The following is an 18,481-nucleotide window of genomic DNA, read 5'->3' as shown; positions in this document are numbered from 1 at the left end:
GTTATCGAGGAAATGCTCGAATCGACGGGGCCTGTCGTTCGGTGACCTGAAGGTCGTCGACGATCCGGAACAGCGCGTCGACATGCCGAAGCAGCGCGTCGCGAGAGGAAGCGTCGCCATTGTCGGCGAGCGTCCTGATGGCGTCGAGCCGAGTTTCGAGTTCGGCGAGCCGTGTGCGCGTGACGCGACTGTTGCCGACGGCGGTGGCCGTCGCATCGGATGGGTTTGCAGGTTTCGTTGGATGAGTCATCGCATTGAAATGCTCGATGAAGCGCGACAAGTCGGCCGGACAGCCGTCGCGGGAGACCGTGCGCGCCGACGGGTCGCCGGCGACGGTCCGTGCGGCGGTGTCCGCCATGGCGTCGAGCGTCGCGAGCATATGGTGGATCAGCCTGAGCAGGTCGAACGCAGCGGCCAGCAGGCAGACGAACAGCGCCGTTGCCGGCACCAGGTAAGTGGATGCACTGTGGAGCATGACGTCGGCCGTCGCGTCGCGCGGCAACGCGGCCGGCGCATGCAGTGCGTGGACGAAGAACGCGACGGTGCAGGCGAGCAGTACGGCGACGCTCGCGGCGAGGCTGAACGTCCGCCCGATCTGCCGGCCGGGCCGTGCCGACAGCGTCACCGCACGCCTCGCAGCCGGTAGCCGACGCCGCGCATCACTTCCGGCATGCCAGGCGCGCCGGCCTGTTCGAGTTTCTTGCGCAGCCGGCAGATGTGGCTGTCGACCGTGCGCTCCAGCGCGCTCACGTCGGCCATGCACGCATCGAGCAACTCGCCGCGCGTGAACACGCGGCTCGGCGATCTCGCGAGATGCGCGAGGAGCCGGAACTCCGTCAGCGTCAGCGTGATCGGCACCTCGGTACCCGCCGTGCGCACGCGGGCCAGATAGCTGTCGGTGTCGATCTCGAGGTCGCCGACGCGCAGTATGCGCATGGTCGGCGGCGCGGCGGCGCGGCGCAGGATCGCGCGCAACCGCGCGACGACTTCGGCCGGGTTGAACGGCTTGACGATGTAGTCGTCCGCGCCGGCGTGCAGGGCCTGAAGCCGGTCGAGGTCGCGATCGAACGCGGTGACGACGACGACGGGTGTATTGTCGCGCCGTCGCAGCTCGGCGAGCACGTCCCAGCCGTTTTTCTGCGGCATCTTCACGTCGAGCAGGATCAGGTCGGGCTTCAGGCGCGGCTGCACGTCGAGCGCCGCTTGCCCGTCGGCGACGCGGTAGGTGCGAAAGCCGTCGCGCTTCAGGTATGCGTCGAGGATGTCCGAGATGTCGGGCTCGTCTTCCGCAATCAGTATCAGGGAATGGGTCATGGAGTGTACCGTGCGATGTCGAACAGTCGGGGCGGCCCGTGGCCGGGCCGGGGCACGCCGTTGCGCCACGCTGCCGCACGGGGCGCAACGGCGTCGTTCGTTCAGTTCTGCGCCACGCGCTTCGACGGTGCGACGTCCTGGTCCGTCAGGCCGCCGCCGAGCGCCTTGTACAGCGCAACGGCATTGCCGAGCTCGTCGCGGCGCAGGTCGAGCAGCGCCTGCCGTGCCGCATAGAGCTGCCGCTGCGAATCGAGCAACTCCAGCCGTCCCTCGACACCCGCGCGATAGCGCAGGTTCGACAGGTCGGTGCGGCGTTCGGCCGAAGCGACCACGCGCGTCTGCGCGTCGATCTGGCGGCCGAACGTTTCGCGCCCGGCGATGCCGTCGGCGACTTCGCGGAACGCGGCCTGGATCGCGCGTTCGTATTCGGCGATCGCGCTGGACTTGCGCACTTGCGCGAGACGCAGCTCGGAACGCAGCCGGCCACCCTGGAAGATCGGCACCGTGACCTGCGGCGCGAAGTTCCACACGCGCTGACCGCCGTCGAACAGGCTGCCCATCGCGGGACTGAGGAAGCCGATCGACGACGTCAACGACAGGCGCGGAAAGAACGCGGCGCGCGCGGCGCCGATGTCCGCATTCGCGGCGACGAGATTTTGTTCGGCCTGCTGGATATCCGGGCGACGAAACAGCAGCTCGGACGGGAGACCCGCCGGCAATTGCGTGATCACCGGTTGCTGCTGAAGCGGCAGCGGCTCGGGCAGATCCTTCGGCAGCTCGGTGCCGACCAGCAGGCGAAGCGCGTTGCGCGCCTGCTCGACGGCGCGCGTGCGTGCTTCGAGATCGGCCGTCGCGCTCGCGACCTGGCCTTCGGCCTGCGCGATGTCGACGCCGCTCGCCTGGTGCGCTTCCTTCAGGCGGCGCGCGAGATCGAGCGATTGTCGCCAGTCGGCGAGCGTGCGCTCGGACAACTGGCGCTGCTCGTGCGCGAGGCGTTCGGCGAAGTACGCGTTGGCCACGCCGCCGACGAGCGAGATCTGCACCGCGCGGCGGCCGTGATCGGTTGCCAGGTAGCGCGCGAACGCGGCATCCGATTGCGACTTCACGCGGCCGAACAGGTCGATCTCGAACGCGCTGATGCCGACGTTTACGCCGTACTGGTTCTGCGTCGTGCCGAACAGCGGCGGATTCGACTGGGTGTCGTCCGACGTGCGCTGGCGCGTGAAGTTCGCGCCGGCGCCGATCGACGGCAGACGCGCGGCGCGCTGGATGCCGTACTGCGCTTCGGCGGCCTCGACGTTCAGCGCCGCCACGCGCAGGTCGCGGTTGTTGTCGAGCGCGAGCTCGATCAGGCGCTGCAGGCGGCGGTCGCCGAACATCGTGCGCCAGCCGAGATCGGCGGCGTTCGCGTGGAGATCGGCGGCAGCGGCGGCCGTGTAGGCCGTCGGCACCGGCATCGAGGGTTTGACCAGCGTCGGCGCGAGCGAGCAGGCCGACAGCGCGAGGACGAGGGGAAGAACAAGCAATCGCATGGTATCAACCTTCCTGTCCGTGAGTCGGGGCCGCCGGCTGTTTGCGGGAAGCCCGCCATGCGCCGATGCGCTCCTGGATGCTCATCACGAACACAAAGAAAACAGGGACGAAGAAAATGGCCAGCACCGTGGCGGTCACCATGCCGCCGAACACGCCGGTGCCGATCGCGTGCTGCGTCTCGGCGCTGGCGCCGGTCGCGATCATCAGCGGCACGACGCCGAGGCCGAATGCGAGCGAGGTCATCAGGATCGGGCGCAGGCGCAGCTTCGACGCCTGGACGGCTGCCTCGATCAATCCCTTGCCTTCCTCGCGCAATTGCTTCGCGAACTCGACGATCAGGATCGCGTTCTTCGCGGACAGGCCGATCACGGTGATCATCCCGACCTTGAAGAACACGTCGTTCGGCAAGCCGCGCAGCAGCACCGCACCGATCGCGCCGATCAGGCCGAGCGGCACCACCAGCATCACCGACAGCGGAATCGACCAGCTCTCGTACAGCGCGGCAAGCACGAGGAACACGACGATCATCGACAGCACCATCAGCATCGGCGCCTGCGACGCCGACTGGCGTTCCTGCAGCGACTGGCCGGTCCACTCGACCGCGAAGCCCGGCGGCAACTGCGCGGCGAGACGTTCCATCTCGGCCATTGCCGCGCCGCTCGACTGGCCGGGAGCGGCGGTGCCCGAGATCCGCGCGGACGGGTAGCCCTTGAAGCGCACCATCTGCAGCGGCGTGTCGGCCCACACCGGGCGCACCACCTCGGACAGCGGCACCATGCCGCCGGCCGCGTTGCGCACGTACAGCTTCATCACGTTGTCGATCTGCATGCGCGCCGGCGCGTCGGCCTGGATGATCACCTGCTGCATGCGGCCGGCGTTCGGGAAGTCGTTCACGTAGGTGGAACCCATCGCGGTCGACAGCGTGTCGCTGAGCGTCGCGAACGACACGCCGAGCGCCTGCGCCTTCGCGCGATCGATCTCGAGGCGGATGCTCGTGCCGGCGGGCAGGCTGTCCGGGTACACGCCGGTCACGACCTTGCTTTGCGCGGCGAGTTCGAGCAGCCTGGCTTCCGCGGCCTTGAGCGCGGCCGTGCCCTGGTTGGCGCGGTCTTCCAGGCGCATCGAGAAGCCCGAGCTGTTGCCGAGTTCGTCGATCGCAGGCGGCAGCAGGCTCATCACCGTGCCTTCGGTCACGCCGGCCATCGCCTGCTGCGCGAGCATGCCTTCCTCGAGCGTCGATGCGCCGCCGCGATTCTTCCAGTCCTTCATCACGGACCAGTTGATCGCCGCGTTCGGACCCTGGCCCGAGAAGCCGTAGCCGATCACGGAAATGCTCGACTGGATGGCCGGACGCGAAGCAAGATGCTTCTCCAGCGTCTTGACCACGTCGTGCGTGCGCTCGGCGGTCGCGTCCGCGGGCAGCAGGAAGCTGGTGATGAAGTAGCCCTGATCCTCGTCCGGCAGGAACGACGACGGCAGGCTGCGGAAGCCGAACGCCAGCGCGCCCGCAATCGCGACGAACACCAGCATCACGCGGCCCGTGCGACCGACCAGGCGGCCGACGCGCGTCTCGTACCATTTCGTCAGGCGATCGAAGCGGCGGTTGAACCAGCCGAAGAAGCCGCGCTTCTCGTGATGGCCCGGCGCGAGCGGCTTGAGCATCGTCGCGCACAGGGCCGGCGTGAGCGTCAGCGCCAGCAGCGCGGAGAACAGGATCGACACGGCCATCGACAGCGTGAACTGCTTGTAGATCACGCCGACCGAGCCGCTCGCCATCGCCATCGGCAGGAACACCGCGGTCAGCACCAGCGTGATGCCGACGATCGCGCCCGTGATTTCCTTCATCGCCTTCGACGTCGCGTCCTTCGGCGACAGTCCTTCCTCGGCCATCAGGCGCTCGACGTTCTCGACGACGACGATCGCGTCGTCGACGATGATGCCGATCGCGAGCACCATGCCGAACATCGTCAGCACGTTGATCGAGAAGCCGGTCAGCAGCATCACCGCGAAGGTGCCGAGCATCGCGACCGGCGCGACGATGGCCGGGATCAGCGTATAGCGCACGTTCTGCAGGAACAGGTACATCACGAGGAACACGAGCACCATCGCCTCGAACAGCGTGGCCAGCACTTTCTCGATCGAGATCTTGACGAACGGCGACGTGTCGAGCGGGATCGAGTAGGTCATGCCCGACGGCATCGACTTGCTCAGTTCGGCCATGCGCGTGCGGATCGCGTCCGCCGTCTTCACGGCATTGGCGCCCGGCGCGAGCTGCACGCCGGCGAGCGTGGCCGGCCGGTTGTTCTCGCGGCTCACGAACATGTAGTTTTGCGAACCGAGTTCGACGCGCGCGACGTCGCCGAGCACGACCTTCGAGCCGTCCGCGTTCGCGCGCAGCACGACCTTCGCGAATTCCTCCGGCGTGGTGAGCTGGCCCTGCGCGGTGAGCGGCACGGTCACGCGCTGGCCTGGCAGCGCGGGCAGCGCACCGAGGCTGCCCGGCGCGATCTGCACGTTCTGCTGACCGATCGCGGTCGTCAGATCGCTCATCGACAGACCGAAATTGATCAGCTTCTGCGGATCGACCCAGATGCGCATCGCGCGTTCGGAGCCGAACTGCAGCACACGCCCGACACCGTCGATGCGCCGCAATTCCTCGGACACGCTGCGCGCCATGTAGTCGGCGAGCGCGCCTTCGTCGAAGCGGCCGCTGTCGGAGCGCAGGCCGATCAGCATCAGGAAGCCGGACGACGCGGATTCGACGATCAGCCCGTTCTGGCGCACGGCGGCAGGCAGGCGCGGCTCGATCGACTTGATCTTGTTCTGCACGTCGACCTGCGCCATCTCCGGATCGGTGCCGGGCTTGAACGTGACGGTGATCTGCGCGCTGCCGGACGTGTCGGCCGACGATTCGAAGTACAGCAGGTTCTTGACGCCGGACAGCTCGCGCTCGATGAGGCTCAGCACGCCGTCGTTCATCGTCTGGGGCGTGGCGCCCGGATAGTTCGCGGTGATCGTGACGGACGGCGGTGCGACCGACGGGTAGCGTGCGACCGGCAGCTGCGGGATCGCGATCAGCCCCATCAGGATGATGAAGAGGGCGATCACCCACGCGAACACCGGGCGGCGGATAAAGAATTCAGCCATGACGGGAGGCTCCTCGTGACTCAGTGCGCGGACGCGGCGGCCGCGTCAGGCGACTTCCAGTCGGTTGCGGCAGCCGGCGCGCCGTCGGTCAGGCGTTCCATGCCTTCGACGACGATCTTCTGGCCGGCCTGCAGGCCCGACTTGATGCGGTAGCTGCGGTTCGTGAGCTCGCCGACTTCGACGGCCTTCAGATGCGCGTTGCCCTTCGCGTCGAGCACCCATACCTGCGGCTTGCCGCCGGCGCGCACGACGGCCTGTTGCGGCACCATCACGGCGTTCGCGTAGTGGGCGCGCGGAATGCGGGCACGCACGTACATGCCCGGCAGCAACTGGCGCTTCGGGTTGTCGACCAGCACGCGCAGCAGCACGTCGCCGGTGCCCGGATCGACGTTGACGCCCGAAAACAGCATGCGGCCCTTGACGTCGTAGCGCGTGTCGTCGTCGCGCAGCACGTCGACCGGCAGGCCGTTGCCGTCGGACGCTTGCGGTTGAGCCGCGAGCGCGCCGCGCAGCGCGTCGAGCGAGGCGGCCGGCTGGCGCACGTCCACGTATACCTGGTCGATCTGCTGGATGCGCGCCATCGGCTGACTGTCGCTGCTCGACACGAGCGCACCTTCGGTCACGAGCGCCTGGTCGATGCGGCCGGCGATCGGCGCTTCCACGGTTGCGAATTTCAGGTCGAGCTGGCGGCGCGCAAGCGTCGCGCGGGCCTGCGCGACGTCGGCCGCGGCCTGGTCGCGTTGCGATACGGCGTCGTCGTACACCTGGCGGCTGATCGCATCGGCCTCGACGAGCGGCTTGAAGCGCGCGGCCTGCACCTTCGCGCGCTCGAGTGCGGCCTGCGCGCGCTGCAGCGATGCGGCGGCCGTGTCCATCTCCGCCTTGAACGGCGCCGGGTTGATCTGGAACAGCGGCTGGCCCGGACGGACTTCGGTGCCTTGTTCGAACAGCCGGCGTTGCACGATGCCGCTCACCTGCGGCCGGATCTCGGCCACGCGCACGGCCGCGACGCGGCCCGGCAGGTCTTCGGTCACGTCGACGCGCGTGGCGGCCACGGTCATGGCCGCCACCGGTGTGGCCGGCGCGGCGGCCTGCTGTTCGGACGGCCCGCAACCCGCCAGCATTGCCGCCACGAGCGCGCATACGGCGCCGTGGCAGCATCGTTTCTGATTCTTCATAGCGACTCCAGGAAGCGCAGGCAGCCCACTGCCTGCTTTGACGGACCGGAGTCTGACGCGCGTAGTTGGCGTCTTTGATGCGGAAAGATGGAGATTCGATGGAGGCGGCGAATGGCGCCGAAAAACGATGGCGGCGGGGGGGCGGACGGCGCTTGGCGGAACGCTGGTTGGGGACGGCGGGCTTGCCGGGTGCGCGGGTGCCCGGCGTCGTGTCGACGTCGTGTGGGCGGCGGGGCGCGCGTGGATGCTGCCGAGAGCGGTGCGTGGCGACGAGCGCGCCATTGGCCTTGGCCGATCGCTATCGGGATCCGGCGCAGGCATCGCGCGATATCGAAGCGGACCCGGGCAGCGAATGGGCTGCGCCTTTCTTCAGGCGGTACGGGATCGCTCATCCCGATCCGGAGCGGATCGCGTTCTATCGTCTGCTCGACGAGTTTTGTCGAGTCGGAACGTGGGCTCGGACGACGCACGGGTCGATTTTCCCGTGCCGTACGTCACCCGAATTCCGTAGTACTCCTGCTGTTTTCGTGCGAATTTCCGCATTCGCTACGAAGTCCCGGCGTCAGTCGCGATCCCGCCACGCGTACGCGAGACGAAGGCCGTCGCCGAGCGTGCACTGGAAAACCTGCGCGGGCGCGACGGGCTGGTACGTGGTGGGCGAAAGCGAGCGTACCGTCACCGTCGCGCTTTCGTCCTGCATCACGCGATACTGGATCAGCTCGAGTACGGTCGCGCCGCTCGGCTGGACGGTGAGGTGCTGGTTGGCGAACGCGAGCGTATTGCCGCCGACTTCCATGAAGTCGCGTATCGCGAAGCCGCCGGACACGGTAGGCGCCGCTGCCGGGGTGACCGCCTGCTGCGCATGCTGGCACTGGTTCGGCGAAAAGATCGCGGTGACCGTCGCACCGGCAAAGAGCCGCGTGCGCAACTGACGATACGAATCGGCGCTGTCCGGTTGGGTGCTCGCGGCGGCGGCAGCGAGACTGGTTGTCGCGCCGGCAGCAACCAGAACAATGGCGAAGCGATTCAGCATTTTCCCGTCTCCGTGCGATGAAACCAACGGCACGATAGCACGGTGCATCCGCATCGTTCGGACGGTCGATTCGTAGTCGCACTACCGTTTGGCGCCGACATCCCGCAGTGCGTCCGCGGCATACGTGTTGTCGTGCGTCAGCGCGAGTTGCAGCAGCGATTGGCCGCGCCGGTCGACATGGTTCGGATTCGCGCCATGCGCGACGAGCAGCGGAATCAGCTCGAAGCGGTTGAACAGCGTCGCGAATCCGAGCGCGGTTTCGCCGGCGCCGTTCGTCTGGTCGATCGGGCAGTGTGTGTCGATCAGGCGTCGCGCGATGTCGGGTTCGTTCCTGAAGAGGGCGCCCATCAGCGCCGTATTGCCGTGGCGATCGCCAATGCACGCATCGGCGCCGGCCGACAACAGGTAGTCGAGCGCCGCGGGCTGGCCGTCGTACGACGCGAGGATCACGGCCGTATAGCCGTGGCTGTCGGTGGCGTCGAGGGGATAGCCGGCGTCGTGCAACGCGCGCAGGATATCGACGCGGCCGACGCGCGCGGCATCGAACCAGTCGTCGTCATAGCGGCGCAGCGCGGCAGGGTCGGCCTTGCCGTATGCAGGCCGGTCGGGCAGATGCGCGCAACCGGCGAGCGCGGCCAGCGCGAGCGCCGCCGCGGCCGCGCGGATCGCGTGGGTGAAGCGTTCGGATCGCATGAGGATGTCCTGATGAGGTGGCCGGCCGACGTGCGCGGTGCGAGCGCACACGTCGGCAGCGACCGTCGTCGCGGGATCAGTCGTCGCTCAGCTTCGCCGCGAGCGATTGCACTTGCTGGACGTTCGCGTGAACGGCCTGCGCGAGACGCGTACCGTAATCGGCGTCGGCCTTGTAGAAGTACGACAGCATCGCGTACTGGTTGTGCGCGTTCTTCACCTGGCCGAGATCGCCGGACAGTGCGGTGACGAGGTCGTCCTTGTCCTGCTGCGACAGGCTACGGTAGTACTCGCCCGCCTGACGGAACGGCAGCTTCTTGCGGATCGCCTCCTGCTGCGTCGTGCCGCTGAGCGCCGTGCGGACCGACCTGTACTGCGGATCCTGCGCGAGTTCATTCAGCGTCGACGGTTCGTAATTCACCTCGCCCTTGCGGTCGCCGGCATTCATCTTGCCGTCCTGGTTGTTGTTGACGACCGGCACGACCGGGCGGTTGATCGGCAGATCCATGTAGTTCGCGCCGAGCCGGTACATCTGCGTGTCGGCGTATGCGAACAGGCGATCCTGCAGCATCCGGTCTTCGGACGGCTCGATCCCCGGCACGAGCCGCGACGGCGCGAACGCCGATTCCTCGGTCGACTGGAAATAGTTGTCGGGCACGCGGTTGAGCGTCATCGTGCCGATCTTGCGTTCGGGCACGCCGGTCCACACCTTCGTATCGTCGAGCGCGTCGAAGTCGAAGCGGTTCAGGTCCTTCGGCGCGAGCACCTGCACGTACAGATCCCACTTCGGGAAATCGCCCTGTTTCAGCGCGCCGTACAGGTCGTTCGTCATCATGTTCCAGTCGCGGCCGATCGATGCGGGGATCTCCTGCGGGCGCAGGCCGTGCACGCCTTGCTGGCTCTTCCAGTGGAACTTCACGTAGTGCACGTCGCCCTGCGCATTGACGAACTTGAACGCGTGCACCGCGAAGCCGTCCATGCGGCGATACGAATCGGGCATGCCCTCGTCCGTGTACAGCCTCGTCAGCATGTGGGTCGCTTCGGGCGTGTGTGCGAAGAAGTCGAACGCGAGGTTCGGATCCTGCACGCCGGTCACCGCGCTCGGTTTGTTCGCATGCACGAAGTCGGGGAACTTGATGCCGTCGCGAATGAAGAACACCGGCCAGTTGATGCCGACCATGTCCCAGTTGCCCTGCTGCGTATAGAACTTCACCGCGAAGCCGCGCGGGTCGCGCGCCTGCTCGGGCGAGCCGCGATAGCCCATCACGGTGGAGAAGCGCACGAACACGGGCGTGCGGGTGCCGGGCGTGAAGACCTTCGCTTTCGTCAGGTCGGAGATGTCGGCGCTCGGCACGAACTCGCCGAATGCGCCGGTGCCGCGTGCATGCACGACGCGCTCCGGAATGCGCTCGCGATCGAAGCGCTGCAGTTTCTCGATGAGTGCGGAGTCCTGCAGCAGCACCGGGCCGGCGGGGCCCGCCGTTTGCGAATTCTGGTTGTCGCCCACGGGCGCGCCGGTGTCGCGCGTGAGTTCGGCGGCATGCGGGGCAGCGGAGAGCGCCACGCAGATCGCGGCGACTGCGTGCCGCAGCACGCGATGGGAGGATGAGGACATGACGATGGAACTCCTTGAATCCGATCGGTGGTGGGGAAGCCGACTGAATTAGAAGAGATCGTCAGACGATTGGCTAATTGATATTCGATATGTTTTCGATAGCCGTGGGGGCGATGCAGCGCGAACCGTCCGTTGTGCACGAAACGAAGCCGTATCGTTGCGCGCGCAAGGAGTCGTTGCGGCGCGCATGATGTATCGGTCGTGCATGATTTCTGGCGGCGCCGTCAACCGGCGCTCGTTTGCCATCCGAGCCCGAGGCTCTTTTGTATCGACACGTAGTTCTTGATCAGTTCGGCTTGCCCGGCGATCACGTTCTGCTGCGCGGACAGCGCTTCGCGTTGCGTATCGAGCAGGTCGATCATCGACGCGACGCCCGCGCGATAGCGCTGGTCCATCAGCGCGCGCGAATGCACGGCCGACGTCTGCACCTTCGTCAACGCGACGACGTGCTCGCGCTGATGCCCGTAACGCTGCAGCGCGGTGTTGGCATCCTGTAATGCGCCGAGCACGGCCTTCTGATAATTCGCTTCCGCTTCGTCGCGCGATGCTTCGGCCGCACGTACCGCGCCGCGCGTTCGTCCGAAGTCGAGAATGTTCCATTGCAGGTACGGCGCACCGATCCACGTGAAATTCTGCTTGCGGAACAGGTGGCCGGGGTCGGTCGCGCTGAAACCGAGATCGCCGAGCAACGTCACTTTCGGGAAATAGTCGGCGATGTGCTCGCCGATCTGCGCATGACTCGACGCGAGCCGGCGTTCGGCCGCGCGGATGTCGGGGCGCTGTTTCAGCAACGTGGCCGGATCGCCGATCGCGACGCTGCCGGGCAGCGTCGGCAACGCTGCGTCCGGCGTCGACAGCACGGCGTCGAGCGCGCCCGGCGCGCGGCCCGTCAGGATCGCGAGGCGGTCGAGCGATTCGGTCACCTGCGCATCGAGCGGGATCAGCGATGCGCGCGTGTTTTCGACCTGCGTCGTCAGCCGCTCGATGTCCGCATCGGCCGCGACGCCGCGCGCGCGGCGCTGCTGCGTGAGTTCGAGCATCTGCTGCTGCAATTGCGCGGTGCGCCGCGACAACGCGAGCCGTTGCTGCTGGTCGCGCAGGTCGACATACGCATTCGCGACTTCGGCCGCGATCGACACCTGCGTGTCGGCGAGATCGGCATCGACGGCTTCGGCCTGCGCGGAAGCGGCTTCGACCGCGCGGCGCGTGCCGCCGAACAAGTCGATTTCCCAGGTCGCGTCGAAGCCCGCCGAATAGAGTTGCAGCGGCCCCGTGCCGCCGAGCGACGGCGACGTGTCGCCCGACTGGCCCGAGCCGTTCGACGGCAGCAGCGAGCCGAGCGCGCCGACGTCCGGTTCGCGCATGCGGATGGCCGCGACGGTGGCCGACGATTTCGGCATCTGCGCCGCGCGCTGCTGCGAGAGCTGCGCGCGCGCCGCGCGCAAGCGTGCCTGCGCGGCGTGCAGATCGGGGTTGTACACGAGCGCCGCGGTGATCAGCTCGTCGAGCTGGCGATCGTTCAGTGCGTGCCACCACGCGCTCGGCGCGGGCGCCTCTGTGTCGACGCCGGTGGCCGGCGCACGCACGAAGGTCGGTGCATCGGGTGCGGCGGGCGCGCCGCGGTAGTCGGGGCCGACCGTGCAGCCGGCGAGCAGGCACGCGGCCGCGCACAGAGTGAGCGCGGGGCGGCGGGGCAGGGAGAAGGGTTTCATCGCGTATGACGGGTCAATGGCCGGACGACATCGGTTGCGGCCCGCGCGGCGTTCTCAGCAGCAGCGCGAGCGGCACGCAGGCGAGCAGCGCGAGGCCCAGCAGATAGAAGGTTTCGGAATAGGTCATCACGACGGCCTGGATCTGGATCTGCTGTGCCAATTGGCCGAGCGCGCGCATGTTCGAATACGCGAGATCGCCGGTGTGCGCGAACCAGTTGGCCGCATAGGCCGACAGTCGATCCTGACCGATCGGCGAGTTCGCGCTCACCGATTCGCGCAGCGCGGCCGTATGGAAGGTCGTGCGCCGATCGATCACGGTGCCGATGATCGCGAGCCCGATCGAGCCGCCGAGGTTGCGCGCCATGTTGTAGAGCCCGGCCGCATCGCCCGAGTCTTCGCGCGCGACGGCCGCCATCGACGCCTGGTTGAGCGGCATCATCGCGAGCATCTGCGCGAGGCCGCGGATCAGTTGCGACCACACGAAATCGTGGCCGACGCTCTGCGCGGTCAGGTCGATGTCGAGCATGCAGCTCAGGCAGAACAGCAGCAACCCCGCGATCACGAGAATGCGGAAATCGACCTTGCCGAGCAGACGCGGGAGGATCGGCATCACGAGAAAGGCGGGCAGCCCCGACAGCAGCATGATCGCGCCGGCCTGTTCCGCGTTGTAGCCGGCGACGATCGCGAGGAACTGCGGCAGCAGGTAGGACACGCCATACAGCCCGGCGCCGACCGCGGACACGATCACGATCACGCTCGCGTAGCGCGGGTTGCGCATCAGCGACAGCCGCATGATCGGCCGTTTCGCGAAGCGCTGCGACAACGCGATCAGGATCATCCCGACCAACGACACGATGCTCAGCGTGACGATCATCTGCGATTCGAACCAGCGTTCGCGCTGGCCTTCCTCGAGCACGACGGTCAGCGAGCTCAGGCCGATCGCGAGGCCGAGGATACCGAGCCAGTCCGCGTTGAAGAACGCACTCCATTGCGGGCGGTCCGACGGCAGGCCGAACACCAGCAGCGCCATCAGCAGCAGGCAGACGGGCAGGTTCAGGAAGAAGCACCAGCTCCAGTTCACGTTCTCCGCGAGCCAGCCGCCGAGCACGGGGCCGAACAACGGCCCGAGCAGCACGATCAGGCCGAACATCGTCATCCCGACCGGCAACTGCGACAGCGGCAGGCGCGTGCGGATGATCGTCTGCGCGGTCGGGATCAGCGCGCCGCCGGTGAAGCCCTGGCCGATCCGGCCGGCGATCATCGTCGGCAGCGAATGCGACCAGCCGCACATCATCGAGAACGCGATGAACAGCGCGGAGTTCGTCAGCAGGAAATTGCGCAGCCCGAACACGCGCGTGAGCCATGCGGCGAGCGGGATCATCACGATTTCCGACATCAGGTAGCCGGTCGAGATCCACGTGCCTTCGGTGCCGGTCGCGCCGATTTCGCCCTGGATCTGCGGCAGCGCGGAGTTCGTGATCGAGATGTCGAGCGTCGCCATCAGCGCGCCGAGCGCACCGGCCGCGACCGCGATCCAGTCGGTCACGCTCGCGCGGCCTTCGTGCGGCGGCGTGGGTGTCGTGGCGGGCGTATCAGCCATGATGCTGCTCGTCGCGGGCCGAGCGCGTATCGACGTCGACCGTCACCGACAGCCCGGGCAACAGCATGCGTTGCGCGCGGGCATTCGCGGCGAGACGGATGCGCACGGGCACGCGCTGGACGATCTTCGTGAAATTGCCGGTCGCGTTCTCGGGCGGCAGCAGCGCGAACTGCGCGCCGGTGCCGGGCGCGAAGCTGTCCACGACGCCGGACAGCGGGCCGTCCGGCAGCGCGTCGACATGCAGCTCGACGGGCTGGCCGACGCGCATGTTGCCGATTTGCGTTTCCTTGAAGTTCGCGACGAGATAGATCGAGTCGACCGGCACGACGGTCAGCAGGCGCGTGCCGGGTTGCACGTATTGCCCGACGCGCACCGTGCGGTCGCCGACGCGGCCTGCGAGCGTGCTGCGCACGATCGTGTTGTCGAGGTCGAGCTGCGCCTGGGCGGCGCTGGCCTGCGCGGCCTCGAGCTGCGCCCGTGCCTGCTGGAGCTGCGCGGTGAACGACGCGATCTGCGTGCGGGCGGCGGCGATCGACGCGTCGTTCGCGGCGAGCGTCGCGCGCGCCTGGTCGCGCGTGCTTTTCAGGTCGGCCACGCGTTCGTGCGTTTCGGCGCCGGTCGCCGCGAGCGGCGCATAGCGCGCGTACTCGTCGCTCGCGTGCTGCGCGTTGATTTGTGACACCTTCGCCTGTGCGTCGGCCTGTTCGAGATTCGCGCGCTGCTGGCTGATGTCGGCTTCGGCGCGCGCGATATCGGCGCGGCGGGCGTCGACGGTCGCCAGCGCCTGCGCGAGCGCCACCTGGTACTGGCGGACGTCGAGCCGCACGAGCGGATCGCCGGCCTTGACGGGCTGGTTGTCGCGCACGTAGACGTCGGTCACGTAGCCGGCGACCTTCGGCGCGGCAGTCATGCTGTCCGCCTGCAGGTACGCATCGTTGGTGCTCTCGATGAAGCGGCCGACCGTCCACCAGCGACCGAGCCACACCGCGCCGCCGACGGCCGCGAGCACGGCGACCGCGAGCAGGATGCGTCGCTTCGTTCCGCCGTTGCCGTTGCGCGGCGTTGTTCCGTTTTCCTGACGATCTGCTTTCTGTGGCGGGTCTTGTGGTGTCGACATGCGGGATCCAATTTATTCCAAGTGGAAGAATTATTCCAGTTGATAAAATTGTGTCAAGTAGAATGTCGATCGATCGAATGACGAGGAAGGCATGAACGAAGCGAAGAAGCTGCGCCGCACGTCGGCGGGCGGCTACGCGCGCGGCGACGAAACGCGCCAGCGGATCATCGAGGCGGCGATCGAACTGTTCGGCGATCGCGGGTTCGCGGGCGCGTCGACGCGCGAGATCGCCGCGAGGGCGGGTGTGAACGCGCCGGCGCTCCAGTACTACTTCGAGAACAAGGAAGGCGTGTACCGCGCGTGCGTCGAGACGATCGCCGAGAACGGCTGGCAGGTGTTCGCGCCGGCGGTCGGCCATGCGCGGGCGATGCTCGACGCCGACGCGAGCGTCGACGCGCTGATCGATGCGTTCATCGGGCTGCTGCGCGCGTTGTCGGACCGGATGTTCACCGCGCCGAAGACGATGAACCAGCGGATGTTCTTCGCGCGCGAGCAGGGCGGCCAGGAACCGGCGAGCGCGAGCGAAATCCTGATGAAGCGCATGCGCAAGCCGCTGAACGACGTGAGCGCCGAGTTGATCGCCCGCATCACGGGGCGGCCGGTCGACGATCCCGTCACGCGGTTGCGCGCGCTGAGCCTGTTCGGGCAGATCACGGTGTTCCACATCGCGCAGCGTTCGGCGCTGCAGTTGCTCGAATGGGACGCGTTCGACGGCGCGCGCGCGGCGCTCGTGACCGAGACGATCGCCGGCCAGACGCGCGTGCTGCTCGAGCAATGGCATGCGCAGCGCGATGCGGGGGCCGCCGATGCGGGATCCGCGCCGAAGCGCGGGCAGGGTGCCGCGGCGAAGCGCGCGACGAAGCGAGTGGCGGCGCCTCCCGCCGCGAAAAGCACGGCCCGCGTGAAGAAGCCTGCCGCGCGTTGAGCGCGGCAGGTCACGTGCTCCCGACGATCAATCCGGCTTGCGCGCCTCTGCGTCGGGCGACGGCGGCCGGGCTGCCGTATCGGCGGCATTGCGCGTATCGGCGCGCAGGTCGTTTTCATCGTGGCCGACCGGCCGCGATCCGTCCGCATAGGCCACGACGCTGCGCTGCGGATTGGCGATCCGGATTCCGCGTTCGCGAAACGTCTCCGCGATGCGCCGGTTGAATTCGCGCTGCACGCTCCAGCGCGCCGAGTCCGTGCATTGCATCTGTCCGGCCAGCGCGAGCGCCGCGCCGTCGACCTGGTCGATGCCCCAGTAGCTGAAGTCCGACAGAATGCCGTCGCGGTACTTCGGGTCGTCGCGCAACGCGGCGCCGATTTCCTTCAGCGTCGCGATCGCGCGGTCGATGTCCTCGTCGTACGCGATGCTGACCTTGACCGCCGCGTTGCCGAGCCCTCGATTCGTATTGTTGACGGTCGTCACCGAGCTGAACGGGATCGTGTACAGCGACCCATCGCCGGCGCGCAGCCGCACGGTGCGGATCGACAGGTATTCGACCGTCCCCGACACGCCGGCGAGCGTGACCCAGTCGCCGACCTGCATCGCGTTTTCCATCAGCAGGAAGATCCCGGTGATGAAATCCTGCACGAGCTTCTGCGAGCCGAAACCGAGCGCGACGCCGAAGATGCTGGCGCCGGCCAGCAGCGGGCCGACGTTCACGCCGAGTTCGCTGAGGCCCGTCAGCACGACGACGAGCGCGATCATCACGAACAGCAGCGAGCGCAGCATCGGCAGCAGCGTGCGCAGCCGCGCGGCCCGCACCAGGTTGCCTTCGCGCGTCCAGCGTTGCAGGCGGCGCTCGATCGCGATGTTGGCCGCTTCCCACACGACGAGCGCGACGATTGCCGCGATCGCGATCGTCACCAGCGCGGAGGCGAGCCGGTGGCCGATCGTGCCCGTCTCGAACGCGCGGAAGATCGGCACGCCCCAGATCTGCAGCAGCAGCAAGAGGGTCACGATGCCGAGCGCGCCCGACACGATCCGGCGCAGCAGCGGGTAGTAGCGGTACGCGTGCAGATGAACGAGCGTGCGGTCGTCCTCGCGGCGCTGGAACAGCCGCGCGAGCGCGCCGAACACGACGATCGACACCATCCGCATCGCGATCATCGCGGCGATCGAGCGGCCGCCGAGCGTGATCAGCACGCGGTAGCCGTTGTGGACGTCGAGCGCCCACACGAACCACAGCGCCATCACGATGAAGACCGAGACGGGCGCCCATGCGTCGGCGAGCGCGTTGCCGACGACCGTGAAGGTCGGACGATCCGCGCCGGCGGCACGGATCCGTGCCGCGACCGGCCGGCGACACCGCAGGATCAGCACCGAGATCATCACGTGCCCGACGAGCGCGACGGCCTTCAGCAACGCGACATGGCCGGCTTCGGTCAGGCCGAAGTTCGCGGCGATCTCGACGGCCGCCGTGCACGCGCCGACCACGATCACGATCCGCGCGATCGAGCGTTGCGCGAACCCGGCCCATGCGTCGCTGATATGCAGCAGCCGCAACTGCCGCGCGTCGGGCTGGAAGAACAGCCGGCTGACGATCGTGACGAGCCGGCAGATCACGTAGGTGTCGATCAATGCTTCGAGCGCGGATTCGATCGGCGTATCTGTCTCGACGAGCAACGACATCGTCAGGCTCGCGACGCCGACGAACACGAGCAGCGGCACCGCGCGCAGCGCGAGACTGACGAGTGCGCGCGGCATCCGGTGCAGCAGAGTGGTGTGTCGGCGCGCCTGGCCCCGGCTGGGGGAGGGCGAGGGCGCGGTGTCCGCAGCGTCGGTATCCGCGGCGTCGGCGGCCGCGGTGTCGGGCGGAGTGGACGTGTCGGGCGGCGGCGCGTGATCCTCGTCCGATGCGGCGGAATCGGGCGTGGGGCCGCGCGATGCATCGGCGCGGCGCGCGGCCACCGTCGCCAGCGCGCGTCGCAGCAGCCGCTTCGCGAGCCATTCGACGACGAGCGCTGGCAGAAGCACCGCGAGGAGGATCCCGAGCGTGCGTGTCAGGTCCGCACGCTGGTCGGCGCGCGCGAGCTTGTCGTGCCACCAGCTTCCCACCGAACCGATGTCGAGCAGCGAGCGCAGCGATTCCTGCAGCGCGTTGCCGATCTGCGCGGCCCAGCGCGATCCCTGGCGGACGAGCATCGATGCGAGCCCGTTCGACGTGAGCGCGGCCGGTGCCGCGGCAGCCGATGCGCCGCTGGCCGCGGACGCCGCGCTTGCCGGCACGGCGGGCGCGCTCAATGCGCCGACGGCTGCGATGGCGCGCAGCGTCGTTTCGACCTGCGCGCGCTCGCGCGGGTTTTCCAGCACATTCAGTGCCTGCCGCGCCTCTTGCGGCGTCAGCGCGGGCGCGGCGTCGGAGGTGGCCGACGCGGCGGCCGGGGCAGGAGCGGCCGCGTGGGCGGCCGAGACGACGGCGGCGAGCAGCCAGCCGAGGAGGATATGGCGCATGGCGTAGGCATGCGGGTGCGTCTCGTCACGCGGCCCGCGAGGCTGAATGATGGACGGAAGTTAACATGATCGCGATCGGAACCGAATAGTTCCGTCGCCGGCTATT

13 protein-coding genes and 1 pseudogene are annotated in these 18,481 nt (G+C 68.0%); 2 read left to right on the top strand and 12 right to left on the bottom strand.

Translation table 11 applies throughout. From position 1 onward, the window contains the following. Position 1: 1 nt before the first annotated feature. The 5 genes from WT53_RS22865 to WT53_RS22845 all read right to left on the bottom strand — a co-directional run bounded on the left by WT53_RS22865 (position 2) and on the right by WT53_RS22845 (position 7,172). The gene (locus WT53_RS22865) at positions 2–625 is read right to left on the bottom strand and encodes a hypothetical protein (protein ID WP_034205223.1); all 624 of its coding nucleotides are present in this window, start codon (positions 623–625) and stop codon (positions 2–4) included. After that, positions 622–1,314, bottom strand: a complete 693-nt coding sequence (locus tag WT53_RS22860) for a response regulator (RefSeq protein ID WP_034205222.1) — start codon at positions 1,312–1,314, stop codon at positions 622–624. The genes WT53_RS22865 and WT53_RS22860 overlap by 4 nt, the downstream gene beginning before the upstream one ends. Before the next feature lie 101 nt (positions 1,315–1,415). After that, the gene (locus WT53_RS22855; protein WP_034205221.1) at positions 1,416–2,846 is read right to left on the bottom strand and encodes an efflux transporter outer membrane subunit; all 1,431 of its coding nucleotides are present in this window, start codon (positions 2,844–2,846) and stop codon (positions 1,416–1,418) included. Between the two features lie 4 nt (positions 2,847–2,850). Then, the gene (locus WT53_RS22850) at positions 2,851–5,994 is read right to left on the bottom strand and encodes an efflux RND transporter permease subunit (RefSeq protein ID WP_034205220.1); all 3,144 of its coding nucleotides are present in this window, start codon (positions 5,992–5,994) and stop codon (positions 2,851–2,853) included. A gap of 20 nt (positions 5,995–6,014) precedes the next feature. Next, the gene (locus tag WT53_RS22845) at positions 6,015–7,172 is read right to left on the bottom strand and encodes an efflux RND transporter periplasmic adaptor subunit (protein WP_034205219.1); all 1,158 of its coding nucleotides are present in this window, start codon (positions 7,170–7,172) and stop codon (positions 6,015–6,017) included. 281 nt (positions 7,173–7,453) lie between these two features. Here WT53_RS22845 and WT53_RS34210 point away from each other — a divergent pair. Then, positions 7,454–7,609 (top strand): annotated as a pseudogene (locus WT53_RS34210) (APH(3') family aminoglycoside O-phosphotransferase); the annotation flags it as partial. A gap of 125 nt (positions 7,610–7,734) precedes the next feature. On the opposite strand, the gene WT53_RS22840 reads toward WT53_RS34210, so the two are convergent. From WT53_RS22840 to WT53_RS22815, 6 genes are all read right to left on the bottom strand, one after another. Next, entirely contained in the window at positions 7,735–8,205 is a 471-nt protein-coding gene (locus WT53_RS22840) for a VirK family protein (protein ID WP_034205218.1), read from the bottom strand. 81 nt (positions 8,206–8,286) lie between these two features. After that, positions 8,287–8,898 (bottom strand): ankyrin repeat domain-containing protein, encoded by a 612-nt coding sequence (locus WT53_RS22835; RefSeq protein WP_034205217.1) that lies wholly within the window; start codon positions 8,896–8,898, stop codon positions 8,287–8,289. A 76-nt stretch (positions 8,899–8,974) separates the two neighbouring features. Next, positions 8,975–10,510 carry a catalase gene (locus WT53_RS22830; RefSeq protein ID WP_060261655.1) on the bottom strand — a complete coding sequence of 512 codons (1,536 nt, stop codon included), beginning with the start codon at positions 10,508–10,510 and terminating at the stop codon, positions 8,975–8,977. Between the two features lie 224 nt (positions 10,511–10,734). Next, positions 10,735–12,222 carry an efflux transporter outer membrane subunit gene (locus WT53_RS22825; protein ID WP_034205216.1) on the bottom strand — a complete coding sequence of 496 codons (1,488 nt, stop codon included), beginning with the start codon at positions 12,220–12,222 and terminating at the stop codon, positions 10,735–10,737. Positions 12,223–12,235: 13 nt separating this feature from the next. Further along, entirely contained in the window at positions 12,236–13,822 is a 1,587-nt protein-coding gene (locus tag WT53_RS22820; protein WP_034205215.1) for an MDR family MFS transporter, read from the bottom strand. After that, the gene (locus tag WT53_RS22815; RefSeq protein ID WP_034205214.1) at positions 13,815–14,939 is read right to left on the bottom strand and encodes an HlyD family secretion protein; all 1,125 of its coding nucleotides are present in this window, start codon (positions 14,937–14,939) and stop codon (positions 13,815–13,817) included. The genes WT53_RS22820 and WT53_RS22815 overlap by 8 nt, the downstream gene beginning before the upstream one ends. Positions 14,940–15,030: 91 nt before the next feature. Between WT53_RS22815 and WT53_RS22810 the strand changes: the two genes are divergently transcribed. Then, positions 15,031–15,864, top strand: coding sequence for a CerR family C-terminal domain-containing protein (locus WT53_RS22810; protein WP_034205213.1), 834 nt, complete (start codon positions 15,031–15,033; stop codon positions 15,862–15,864). 27 nt (positions 15,865–15,891) lie between these two features. Here the strand turns inward: WT53_RS22810 and WT53_RS22805 are convergent, their stop codons facing one another. After that, on the bottom strand, positions 15,892–18,375 hold the full coding sequence (locus WT53_RS22805; RefSeq protein WP_034205212.1) for a mechanosensitive ion channel family protein: 2,484 nt from the start codon (positions 18,373–18,375) through the stop codon (positions 15,892–15,894). Positions 18,376–18,481: the final 106 nt, after the last annotated feature.

The sequence above is a fragment of the Burkholderia sp. MSMB2157WGS genome, assembly GCF_001532755.1.
Classification (GTDB): domain Bacteria; phylum Pseudomonadota; class Gammaproteobacteria; order Burkholderiales; family Burkholderiaceae; genus Burkholderia.
The sequence above is the reverse complement of the archived record's forward strand: the minus strand, read 5'-3'. Positions and strand labels throughout refer to the sequence as shown.